General features: G+C 50.0%; 10 protein-coding genes. 4 read left to right on the top strand and 6 right to left on the bottom strand.

The window, feature by feature from the left end; translation table 11 throughout:
- Positions 1-146: 146 nt before the first annotated feature.
- The 3 genes from J4G02_18125 to J4G02_18115 all read right to left on the bottom strand — a co-directional run bounded on the left by J4G02_18125 (position 147) and on the right by J4G02_18115 (position 5,017).
- The gene (locus J4G02_18125) at positions 147-1,823 is read right to left on the bottom strand and encodes a hypothetical protein (GenBank protein ID MCE2396454.1); all 1,677 of its coding nucleotides are present in this window, start codon (positions 1,821-1,823) and stop codon (positions 147-149) included.
- 111 nt (positions 1,824-1,934) lie between these two features.
- Positions 1,935-4,031: a BatA domain-containing protein gene (locus J4G02_18120; GenBank protein ID MCE2396453.1), complete on the bottom strand. Its 2,097-nt coding sequence runs from the start codon at positions 4,029-4,031 to the stop codon at positions 1,935-1,937.
- Positions 4,032-4,072: 41 nt separating this feature from the next.
- Entirely contained in the window at positions 4,073-5,017 is a 945-nt protein-coding gene (locus J4G02_18115; protein ID MCE2396452.1) for a D-2-hydroxyacid dehydrogenase, read from the bottom strand.
- Positions 5,018-5,112: 95 nt separating this feature from the next.
- Here J4G02_18115 and J4G02_18110 point away from each other — a divergent pair, with 95 nt between their 5' ends.
- A complete protein-coding gene (locus tag J4G02_18110) occupies positions 5,113-5,643 on the top strand; it encodes a hypothetical protein (protein ID MCE2396451.1) in 531 nt (176 codons plus the stop codon).
- Positions 5,644-5,792: 149 nt separating this feature from the next.
- Here J4G02_18110 and sucD read toward each other — a convergent pair whose 3' ends face one another.
- The 3 genes from sucD to J4G02_18095 all read right to left on the bottom strand — a co-directional run bounded on the left by sucD (position 5,793) and on the right by J4G02_18095 (position 7,732).
- A complete protein-coding gene (gene sucD, locus J4G02_18105) occupies positions 5,793-6,674 on the bottom strand; it encodes a succinate--CoA ligase subunit alpha (protein MCE2396450.1) in 882 nt (293 codons plus the stop codon).
- A 46-nt stretch (positions 6,675-6,720) separates the two neighbouring features.
- Positions 6,721-7,428 (bottom strand): deoxyribonuclease V, encoded by a 708-nt coding sequence (gene nfi, locus J4G02_18100; GenBank protein MCE2396449.1) that lies wholly within the window; start codon positions 7,426-7,428, stop codon positions 6,721-6,723.
- Positions 7,429-7,576: 148 nt separating this feature from the next.
- On the bottom strand, positions 7,577-7,732 hold the full coding sequence (locus J4G02_18095; protein MCE2396448.1) for a hypothetical protein: 156 nt from the start codon (positions 7,730-7,732) through the stop codon (positions 7,577-7,579).
- A gap of 213 nt (positions 7,733-7,945) precedes the next feature.
- Here J4G02_18095 and J4G02_18090 point away from each other — a divergent pair, with 213 nt between their 5' ends.
- The 3 genes from J4G02_18090 to J4G02_18080 form a co-directional block, all read left to right on the top strand.
- The gene (locus tag J4G02_18090) at positions 7,946-9,400 is read left to right on the top strand and encodes a sulfatase-like hydrolase/transferase (GenBank protein MCE2396447.1); all 1,455 of its coding nucleotides are present in this window, start codon (positions 7,946-7,948) and stop codon (positions 9,398-9,400) included.
- Between the two features lie 71 nt (positions 9,401-9,471).
- Positions 9,472-9,972 carry an NUDIX pyrophosphatase gene (locus J4G02_18085; protein ID MCE2396446.1) on the top strand — a complete coding sequence of 167 codons (501 nt, stop codon included), beginning with the start codon at positions 9,472-9,474 and terminating at the stop codon, positions 9,970-9,972.
- On the top strand, positions 9,950-11,438 hold a 1,489-nt coding region (locus J4G02_18080), incomplete at its 3' end, for a hydantoinase/oxoprolinase family protein (protein MCE2396445.1). The genes J4G02_18085 and J4G02_18080, both read left to right, overlap by 23 nt.

Raw genomic sequence — 11,438 nt, 5'->3', positions numbered from 1 at the left:
CCCGGCGAGCATACTGGGAAAGGTTATAACGATCCCATGTACCCTGTCTTGGGACGCTCAAACCAGTAGCGAACCCGAAAACCATTAGCTGATTGGCTCATTAATGAACTAATGAACTCTTGAACCAATGAACCAAGGAGGATAGTCTAAAAGGCGTGCCCGATCGCGTAGGTGAAAACCGGTATGAGCGATGGTTTTTCCGGTCCATCCAATAGGTACGCCAAATCCGCACGATAGACTCGAGATCCGCTCAGTTTGGGAAGACCTAACCGCAGCCCAAATCCTACACTCCGCTTGGGGGTTCCTATATCAACAGCATCCCCCGTCCAGATATAACCAACATCAGCAAAGATTGCTGACCCAACCACGATCAGAGGGTGTTCCCAGAAAATCGTTCGGCTTTCAAGGTTGAGGCGAATCCTTTTGGTGCCACTGAATTGCCGGGGGTCATATCCACGCAGTCCACTGTTTCCACCAAGAAGCACCTGCTGTTCTCCCTCAAGTCCGAATTGCATCTCCGCAGAAATCTGTGCCGCAAGGGTTTGGCGCAGAAAGAGATTCTTGCGTACTGCTTTGATGCTCGCCTGTAACACCGAATCCTCTTCTTCATGCGCTACAAAACGGGTTGTAACCCCGGCGCGACCGTTGACGAAAAGCAGATCTTGATATGCCTGGGAGCCGTTGAGAAATAGACTCACCCTTGTTTCTCTGTGGTCCGCGCCGTAAAACGGGGAAGCGCGACCGATTGACACGCCGTACCCATATCCGACACCAATGTCTTCAACACGTCCCATCTTATTGAGAAAGCGTGTGCGGATAAAGCTGACTTTTCTATGACCGAGTGAAACCCCAATCAGCCTTGTGTTTCTGTCCTGAAAGTTAGCGGTGGAAGATGGCGATCTCTCAATCTCATCGAAATGGGTCCGTTCAGAAACCGTCCAGAGTGCAATCTGCGTCTGTCGCCGACGGTCACCAAAGGAACGGATGATCTGCCCGGACTCCGATTGCCTGCTTTGGGTGAAGACAGCTGTTTTCACACCCTGTTCATACCAGCGGGCTTCATCTCTAGATTCAGCGGCTGTAAACTCCGCGCTCCATCGGGTCTGGAGTGAATACAACGGACGTTTTAGACTCGACTCCCATGAGATGCCTTCCCGCTTTTGGGTATACACGCCATCGAATTCCCAATGTGAATCAAACAGGCGAAATACCTTATAGAGGCCACTGATAAGATGGCGTGGATCTTCTCCCTCTTCACGGATCTGTTCGTAACGGAGGCGACCGCTGTCCCCAGAACCAAATACATTTGAATCGGACAGTGCAACTAAAAAACCGGTTTTATCTTTACTGAAGGCGGGGACATCTAAGGCGGGAAAAAAAGTCCACAGGTCTGTGACTTCGACCTCTATTAAAATAAGATTGGTTTCTGGGTCCCGCGTAGCAAGGATTTCCGCGCTTCCCAAATACGGCTTTCGGCGCAGGATACGCTCACTTTCCAGTTCATCGTCCTGTATGTAAACATCGCCGCGCTTAAAAAGCAGTTCTTGCCTGATTACATCCTCTTTGGTGCGGCTATTCCCTTTTATTGTAATTGCCCCAATCCTTCCCTCGTCAATGTAGATTCTGATATAGACGCCATCAGAAAATTCCAAGAGTACAAGCTGCTCCGGATCAACTCGAGCAAATTGAAATCCATGTGCTTGGTAGAGACTAGCAATTCGCTCAAAGTCCTGATGCAGCAGCTCTAGATCATAATCACCACCGGCTTTTGACTGCATCAAGTCGAGAATCGCCTCGCTAGAGAATGCTTCATTTCCGGTCACAATAATATTGCGGATTTGAACCGAATCGGCAGGTAATATATGGGGAAGAAGAATTAAGAGGATAAGAGCAAGAGGGCAAAGACATTTCATTGGCAAATTGATAGATACTATTCATGTCTGACTTGGCACAGAATCATCAGCAATCGCACTTTCTCGATTGGACAGAAGTCCTTCAATCAACATTAAGATGAGGGCGAGAAGTAGTAACTCACTCCAGATTTCCACTCCAACCCGGTAGGTGTTGAGCGTCTGTTCTAAAGCCTCTGATTCTGAAATAACCTCTGTCTGCGCCCCAATTCGCTCTGCAGCTTCCTGAATGGGGATGGGTTGTAGGTCCGATTCCGTTGCATCAACATTCACGGCGAAAAAATCTTGTAGGAGTGTCTCTCGACCCTGCCCCTCAACTTGATAGATGCCGGGGGCAGCTGTCCCGCTAAACGTGAGCGAACCATCCTCGGTAAGTGAGAGCCTCTCCGACGAATGGGTTGTATCTCCCAAGCGCGTTATCTGTGTAGTTGTTGCTCCACTCCAACGGTAGTTTGCCGTGTAGGACTCGCCAATAATTAGGTTTCTTCGATGCGTAGATTGAGCTGCTTTTGTGTAAAGTACAGCTTGTTGCAACAGTGGAAGAAAATTCTGATTGACCAATAGGCTCGATGCGTCCAACTGAACGGCAGATACATTAAAGAGCAGTGCTATCCCTCGGTCAATAGGGCGTTCGATAAGAAATGGTGTACCATCGCTCAATTGCGCAACAATCTTTGCATCTTCAGCCGGCTCCAACTTCAAACCCTGATAAAATTGTGGGGCGTATTGTCCCGCAAAATCTTCTCCCTTAAAGACCTCAAAAATCGGGGAATCCGACTTGTAATTTGACAAGGTTACTGGCGGCTGCCACGTCATCGGTTGACCTACATCTGCAGGCAGCCAATCGGCAAACGCATTATAACTAGCAGTATCAACGCCATCACCCACAAAATAGATGACACTTTTGCCTGCCCGCATGAACGCTTGCAATTGTTGCTGAACGCGAGCTGAGAATGTCGGTACATCTGCTAAAATCAGAATGTCATACTCTGTTAGCGTTAGGTCCTCTAATGCCTCTAGAGAAGCGGTCGCAGGTAAAAAAGAGGAACCGGTGTTTGGCTGCGCCTGAACTGCTGGATTTAATGCAAGCGCCAAGTACATCGTTTGAACACCGACGCAAAGCACGCGAATTTGACCATAAGCATCAAGGACGAAATAGCGACGATTATCAATGGGCAGCCGATCTGCAGTCAATTCCAGATAGCCGGTATGCGTGCCGGGTGATTCAAATTGGTGTGTAAAAGTCAATGTCACCGATTCACCCGCTCCTACCTGAGGGCTTATGGATCGGCGTTTCTGCTGGTCGATAAACAGCGTCAGTGTCGTGTCAACCATAGGTGCATCGGAATGAACCCCTATTACTACCCCCAATTCAATGGGCAGCCCCAAACCAATTAGTTGGTTAGAGGTTCGAACTTCTTCAATGCTTATATTATCGGTAACTTCATGATCAAGAGGAAGTAGAAAAATCCTTGACCCAGATCGATTGGGCACACGATTCCAGTGCGTCCAACCGTTACGACTAAAGTCGGAGATTAGGTAAATCTCCTTGTTCGGATCGTTGGACGCTTCAAGGAGGTCGTGCGCCATTTCGAGGCTTGGTGGGACCAGCGTTGCGCGGTTAGAGATCTGGGAACGACGAATCGCCTCCCTCACCTGATTCAGATCTTTCGTCAATTTGGGAAAGAGTGGATCAGGGACATCAGACATTAAAATCACGGAGGCACTGTCACCGCGTTGAAGGGATTGAGCAATCTCAAGCGCCATCCCTTTTGCGACCTCAAACCTTCCTCCCTGAATCCCCTGATACCCCATACTATAAGAATTGTCCAGAATGATGACAACGCTGGTTTTTGTTCTTCCGCCGGCGAAGGCGAATCGGTTTTTAAGCAGAGGACGTGCAAGTGCGAGAGCAATCAGTATGATAATCAACACTCGCAAAAGCAGGATTAGCAGATGCTTAAGTTGAATGCGCCGAACATTTTGCCGATAGGCGGCCAGAAGAAACATCAGGCTGCTAAAATCCACCGTTTTCGCTTGATGACGTCTCCAAAGGTGGATGATTAGCGGCACAGCGGCCGCAAGTATGCCCAACAGGAAAATCGGATTAAGAAATCCCAATAGTTTTGTGCCTTATCTCGTTAATTAGCAACCGTAACGACTTAATAACCCTTCTGCTTATCTATGACGCTCAACAGGGGTTTATCCGCCATAAGCCTTTCGAGGTTGTCACAGAACAATCCAATCGTCCGGTCAAGCCGGATCGGGGACCCACCCGCCGCGTGAGGCGTAATAATAACCCTAGGCATATCCCAAAGTGGGCTATCCTGAGGCAGAGGCTCCTCTGGTGTTACATCGAGTCCCGCTCCGCCTATCCGCTTCTCGTCCAAGGCACGGAGGAGGCTTGGTCCATCAACGATCTTGCCGCGTGTTACATTAATGAGTAGCGCGTGTGGTTTCATCCGCTGAAATGCTTCATCATTAAACATACCGTGCGTTTCCGGCGTCAAAGGAGCGCAGATTGATACAACGTCCGATTCCTCAAGGAGATCGTAGAACCGGTCCATTTTCCAAACTTCATGAACGAACGGCGGCGGATCCACATCTTCCGGATCAACCGCGATTACGCGCATATCAAAGCCTTGCGCACGTTTAGCAACATCAATCCCCGTGCCACCAAGTCCAACGATGCCAAGTGTACGTTCTTCAAGTTCCCACGTCTCTCCACGAATGGACATCCGGTTTTCCCAAGTCCGTTCACGGACAGCACGGCCAATCCCTCGGAGTAAGCCGAGGATCAACGCCCACGTCTGATCCGCGAGATGGGGACCGACAAATCCTTTTGCACTTGTCAGGATAACATCGCTTTCGACAAACTCAGGAAAAAGGACACCATCAACGCCTGCGCCGAGTGTTTGTACCCATTTGAGTTGTCGAGCGTTTTCAAAGAGGGGACGGCTAACTCCACCAAGAACCACGTCGGTGTCTACAACCTCTTTGAGCTGTGTCTCATTGTCTTGGGGTTGGACGATCTGAATGTCGTCGGAAACCAGTTGAATGCGTTGCAGGTGTTCCGGCTGAACTTCCGTATTAATCATGACTTTCATTTGCCAATCTCCTCATGGTTTGGAATCGTCTTTACAGATTTCAGACGGTTTCCAGCTTAAAATATTACATTCCCAATTTGAAAGGAGTAACAACCGTGGAGTATTCACGCTTAAATCTGTTAGTAACCGCAATCAGTTGTTTAGCTGTTTTGGTATTTCCTATCTTTGTCACAGGATGTGGCGATAGTGGTGATGATGACGATAGCATAAGTGGTGATGTCGTCGCACCCGATCCAGAACCCGTCTCAGAACCAACACCACAACTAGAACAACAACCTCAACCGGAGCCACCACCTCAACAACAACCGGAACAACAGCCACAACCCGAACCACTACCTCTACCGGAGCCACCACCCGGCGTTTCGTTCCAAGAAGATATTTTACCCATCCTTCAAGCGAGTTGTGCTGTTCCGGGGTGCCATGCTGCCCCCAACCCACCGAAAGGACTCAATTTGGAGACGTACGCAGACTTTGAAAAAGGGGGCGTATTTAACCCCGGAGATAGCAAAGGCAGCGTGGTTATCCGGCGGATTGATGGCGGTGGTATGCCGCCGGGCGCACCGTTGGCTGAAGACCAAATTCAGCTTTTCAAAGATTGGATCGATGAGGGCGCGAAAAATAACTAAGAGACATCAATACGCATCCACTCTAGGTCGGGGGAGCCATCTCCCGACCTGTTTCATCAAATTCTTTGCACTGGAGACCCCCATCCTTTAGGGTGGGGTTACTGACATCGTAGCCGATTTTCCATCTGAAGTCAATGAGATAATCATGTTTACCCCACTGCTCCAAGCCGCCGCACCAATGTCTCCCCAATCGTCGCTGGGCTTTCAGCGACAGCGATGCCAGCCGCTTCCAACGCTTCAATCTTCTCCGCCGCCGTGCCGTGTCCGCCGGAGATAATCGCCCCGGCATGTCCCATCCGCTTGCCCGGCGGTGCAGTCTGCCCCGCGATAAAGCTGACAACCGGCTTGGTCATGTTTTCCTTTACGAATTGCGCCGCTGTTTCCTCCGCAGTCCCACCGATTTCGCCAATCATGAGCACCGCGTCTGTATTCGCATCCGCTTCAAACAACGCCAACACGTCAACAAAATTTGTACCGATGACCGGATCACCGCCAATGCCAACACAAGTGGATTGACCCATCCCGAGCTTGGTCACCTGATCCACGGCTTCATACGTCAATGTCCCGCTGCGGGAAACAATGCCGATTTTACCGGGTCGATGAATGTAGCCGGGCATAATCCCGATTTTGCACTCGCCGGGCGTGATGACGCCGGGGCAGTTTGGGCCAATCAGCCGTGTTGGTTTGTCCTCCAAATACCTTTTGGCTTTTATCATATCGAGGGCAGGAATGCCTTCTGTAATACAGATGACCAACCGGATGCCTGCATCGGCGGCTTCCATGATCGAATCTCCGGCGTCAAACCTCGCAGGCACAAAGATGACGGACACCTCCGCCTCTGTCTCTATAACCGCTTCGGACACGGTATCGTAAACGGGGATGCCATCAACATCTGAGCCCCCTCTGCCGGGGGTAACGCCTGCAACGATTTTTGTGCCGTACTCCACACACTGTTGCGTATGGAATCGGCCTGATCGACCCGTAATCCCTTGAACAACCACTTTTGTATCTTTATTCACAAGAATGCTCATTTTAATTCCTTGTTTACGGCACGCGGAGCGTGCCTACTACAGGTCTCTAAAATAATGTAAGCTGCTTTTCCGCTTCAATCTGTTTTTGGGGTAGGGAAATTTGTCCTGCTGCTGCTTGATGTGCGTATCGCGTGGTTTCGGGCAGCCTGTACCGCTGACAACAGGCGAGCGTCAACCGAATTGCTGAATCTAGGGAGATCTGATGTCCGACCGAAATATAAACAACACTGACATTAGATCGTGTACGAACCGCCGCGCCGATAATTTCGTTCTTGTCGTACAAATATTCAATCGAGCCCGCTTCATCTTTAGGCTGTTTGTGCCTGCCCCACAGACGCGACTTCGCACACCCCACCGTCGGTTTGTCCAAAATTAATCCCAGATGCGACGCTATTCCAAAACGCCTCGGGTGGGCGATCCCTTGTCCATCAGCGATAATGAGATCTGGTTCAGTATTAAGTTGAGTAAAGGCTTTGAGAAGAGGAGGGGTTTCGCGGAAAGATAATAGACCGGGTATATAAGGAAAGGAGACAGGACTTTCAACGAGGACGCCATCAATCAGCTGCAGCTCCGGAAAACTCAACACAACAACTGACGCACGGGCGATGTCTTTAGTAAACCCAAGATCAACTCCAGCGACCGTTTTGATGTCGCCAAATTGATCTTGGGATATCACCTGGTTACGCAGTTCGTTTTGGATCTGGCGTGCTTCAGCGGGAGTTATCTCCCACGGATGGAGCTGCTGATAATTCATGGATGAACCACCGGGTTATGGATAGCTTTTTCGCTCGTCTCTCAATCAGATCGGGTTAACCTTGCGAAGGTTAGGTGCCATCAATTCAGAGCTGGCAGCAGAATAAAAATAAATAGCAGAACTGCCCAATATGCTACCCAAAGGGGGTTCAGGTGTCAAGTTTTTTCTCCATGTTTTGGTCGAACATGCGGTGCTTGGAGATTAACTGAATACCAGCAAAAACAGTTGAAAGCAGCAGGTATCCGCCTGCGATTCCTACGAGAGAGCAAGCAACTCCTAAGATGATTCCAACACCATTAAGCATTATGTATTCTCCAATATCGAATTTTAGATTTTGATTGTTCATTCACTATATAGATATAAAACATTGTCTGACATCATATACGAAAAAACTCAATTTCAGTTTCGGACTTGATCGACAAGCGTTGTGGATACGCCGATTTTACCGTTGCGCAACGTTGGGGATTCTGTTATGATGTATCCAACTATACGTAAAACCGGTGGATAAAGGATTTTGATGAGCAAAGGACCCAACATCATCTTCGTCATGCCCGACCAACTGCGCGCTGATTTCCTTAGTTGCTACGGTGCTGACTTCATTGACACCCCTCACATTGATGCACTAGGGATGCAAGGGGTTCGCTATAGCCGTGCTTACTCGGAGCATCCGGTATGCGTCCCGGCACGTCTCAAGACTGGCGTACTTGACAACGGTCAGTTCCTACGTCCTGATTACCGCGCGTGTGGATTGGCGACGTGGCCCGACCTGCTTAACGCGCACGATTACTACACCATCGCTATCGGTAAGATGCACTTTTACCCTTGGGAGAAACGTCTAGGTTTTCAGCGCAGGATTATTGCCGAAGACAAACTTTGGGGCTATATTCAGGACGACTATGACCACCTTCTCAAAGCCCACGGCTACACCAAAACCGCTTTCTACGATGAGCCTGACTATCACAAGAACTTCGGTGCCTTCATTAGTCCCATCCCTTGGGAATACTCGGTCGACCACTTTGTTGGTAATGAGGCGGCACAGTGGATTGAGGGGTACGATGGCGATCAACCCTTCGCTATGATGGTCGGCTTCCCGGGACCGCACAATCCGTACGACCCTGCGCCGGAATACGCGACCTTCCGACCTGAAGATATGCCCGAACCGCTTCCCGCTGTCCTCGAAGATACAGCGCTGATGCGACCCAAGCAACCCTCCCGCTCGGAATCAGCTCAGAAATCGTGGTACGCTATTCAGAACGAAGACAGTCCAACATACGAGCATTACATGCTACAACGTGCTTACTATACCGGATTGGTTAAACAGATTGATCACGAAGTCGGCTGTATTGCTGAGGCATTGGACCAAAAAGGCATCCGCGATAACACCGTGATTATCTTCGCCTCCGACCACGGAGATTACTTGGGCGATCACGGACTCAGCGGCAAAGCCTCCTACTACGAAGCCGCCTGCCACGTCCCGATGTTGGTAAGCCATCCGGAGTTCCAAGAACCTCGTATCTGCCAAGACCTTGTTACGCTTACCGATGTCACCGCAACTATACTGAGTCTAGCAGGATGCAAAATCCCTGCCTACATGGATGCCACTCCCCTGCCCGGACTAGGAATTGCGAATGAAGTCAGTAGAGACGCTATTATGGGGCTGTTGCACAACGGTTGGATGTGGTTCGATGGCACATGGAAACTGTGTAAATACGCTCAAGGGGTGCACCTGTTTAACCTCACCAACGATCCGCACGAGCAGCATAATTTGGCGTATGATCCCGAAGCCGCCGATGTACTCCATCGTTTGGATGCCGAATTGACGGCAGAAATCATGCGCTTAACGACCGAGGCATTCTTCCCACAACGCACCTATACCTATAGCTACTCTAGCAGTCCAGACTTTGGTCGCGTCGGTTGGGAACGGACTTACCCTATGCCTTGGGAGCAGATCTATCCTGAAACAGACGGATAATTTTGGGGATCTGTGTTCAGCCGATCTGCGTATGGTTCAACACGCTACACCATCGCAAAAGGCAAAATGTAATGAGTCGAGCCCCTTTTCAGATATTAGTTCTTCCATATAGAATCGCACCAAACAACGAAGTTCTTTACGCGCTTTTCAAGCGCGAACCCTCATCAGGTGGTTATTGGCAGGGAATTGCTGGCGGTGGAAGAAACAGCGAATCTCCATTGGAAACCGCAAAAAGGGAAACCCTTGAAGAAGCTGGTATTGATCGAGGTAATGAATATATTGAACTCGATTCGTATGCAATGATTCCTGTTGTAAACGTATGTGGCTTTAGATGGGGCAAAGATGTTCTGGTGATTCCGGAACATTGCTTCGGAGTAAAAATTGAAGCGAAACAATTGCAACTATCCCCTGAGCATACGGAGTACAAATGGTTAAATTATAGTCATGCTATGGAAATTCTGCATTGGGATAGTAATAAGTGTGCGTTGTGGGAATTAAACCATAGAGTTAGCAGGAAAATGCAGGAAGCCTCCAAGGAGGAAAGCATACGTGCCCAGTACAATCGGCATTGATACCGGTGGCACTTTTACAGACCTAGTCGCAATCTCGGCGGATGGTGCTGTGAGAGTTGCCAAGCATCCCTCCACCCCTGAAGCACCAATGCGTGCGTTCTTAGGTGTGCTAGAGAAGTCAGAAATACCGTTTGAGGCAATTGAACGTATCGTGCACGGCACAACGGTTGCCACCAACGCTATTCTCCAACGCACCGGAGCAAATGTCGTATTTATCACCACTGCTGGATTCGAGGATGTCCCGTTCATCCAACGCATCAATCGAAAGAAGGAGTACGATCTGCATTGGCTCAAGCCGGAGCCACTGGTGAAGCGGCGGAACTGCCTCGGTGTGAAGGAACGGATAAATGCCCAAGGAGAGGTCGTCGTACCCCTGACCGATGACACGCTTGCGGCTCTAAAGACCAATATTGAGGAACGGCTGCAGAATCAGGCAGTTGAAGCCATTGCCCTCTGTCTACTCTTTTCGTACATTAACCCCGCCCACGAATTAGCGGTAGGCAGATTTCTTGAGGAAGCATTTCCGCACATCCCTATCTCCCTATCGCATCAGGTAGCCCCAATCTGGCGAGAGTATGAACGGTCTAGCACCCTCTTGGCTGATGCTTTTGTCAAGCCACTAATCCAAAGCTACTGCCACAACATCGGAACTGCTTTGGAGGACAATGGCGTCAAAGGTCCCTGCTCGTTTCTCAAATCTGATGGTGGAACCACACTTCTCACCAACGCGCCCGAACGTCCCGTTGATATCCTGTTATCGGGCTTGGCTGGCGGCATTGTTGGGGGAAAATACTTCGCAGAAACGGCGGGATTCCAAAATGCAATTACCCTCGATATGGGTGGCACTAGCGCCGATGTCGGTTTGGTGCTCGATGGGGAGCAACAGTTCACCACAGCCTTCGAGATTGAGTGGGGACTTCCCGTCGCAATTCCTATCATCGAAGTTCGTACGTTAGGCGCAGGGGGTGGCTCTATCGCTTGGATCGATAAAGGAGGTATGCTGAACGTTGGACCTGAGAGTGCGGGGGCGGTGCCGGGGCCCGCTTGCTACGGGACAGATGGGACGCAAGCCACAGTGACCGATGCAAACTTGGTGCTAGGGCGTCTCAACCCTAGCTTCTTCCTCGGCGGAGAGTTACCGCTGTATCCCGCCCTAGCTAAAGAAGCGATCGAAAAACTGGCGAATCGTATGGGAGCCTCCGAACAGGAAGCAGCCACAGCTATTATTGAAATCGCTGACGAAAATATGACCAACGCCATCCGCTTACTGACCATAGAACGGGGGATTGATCCGCGCGACTTCGCGCTTGTGGCATTTGGCGGTGCGGGTCCTCTCCATGCTGTTGCAATCGCCAAAAAACTAGGTATCCAAACCGTTGTCGTACCGCCCCATCCGGGACTATGTTCTGCCTTTGGTGCTGCGATTTCCGAGCTTCGTGTCGAAAAGGTTCATACCTTTGCTGCGC

This window comes from Candidatus Poribacteria bacterium (assembly GCA_021295755.1).
Lineage (GTDB): Bacteria > Poribacteria > WGA-4E > WGA-4E > PCPOR2b > PCPOR2b.
The sequence above is the reverse complement of the archived record's forward strand: the minus strand, read 5'-3'. Positions and strand labels throughout refer to the sequence as shown.

What these genes read in the sequence shown, in the direction of transcription:
- J4G02_18115 (MCE2396452.1), bottom strand. Translation starts at nt 5,017, where the DNA reads ATGAAAGTCATGATTAATACGGAAGTTCAGCCGGAACACCTGCAACGC.
- J4G02_18090 (MCE2396447.1), top strand. Translation starts at nt 7,946, where the DNA reads ATGAGCAAAGGACCCAACATCATCTTCGTCATGCCCGACCAACTGCGC.
- J4G02_18085 (MCE2396446.1), top strand. Translation starts at nt 9,472, where the DNA reads ATGAGTCGAGCCCCTTTTCAGATATTAGTTCTTCCATATAGAATCGCA.
- J4G02_18095 (MCE2396448.1), bottom strand. Translation starts at nt 7,732, where the DNA reads ATGCTTAATGGTGTTGGAATCATCTTAGGAGTTGCTTGCTCTCTCGTA.
- nfi (MCE2396449.1), bottom strand. Translation starts at nt 7,428, where the DNA reads ATGAATTATCAGCAGCTCCATCCGTGGGAGATAACTCCCGCTGAAGCA.
- sucD (MCE2396450.1), bottom strand. Translation starts at nt 6,674, where the DNA reads ATGAGCATTCTTGTGAATAAAGATACAAAAGTGGTTGTTCAAGGGATT.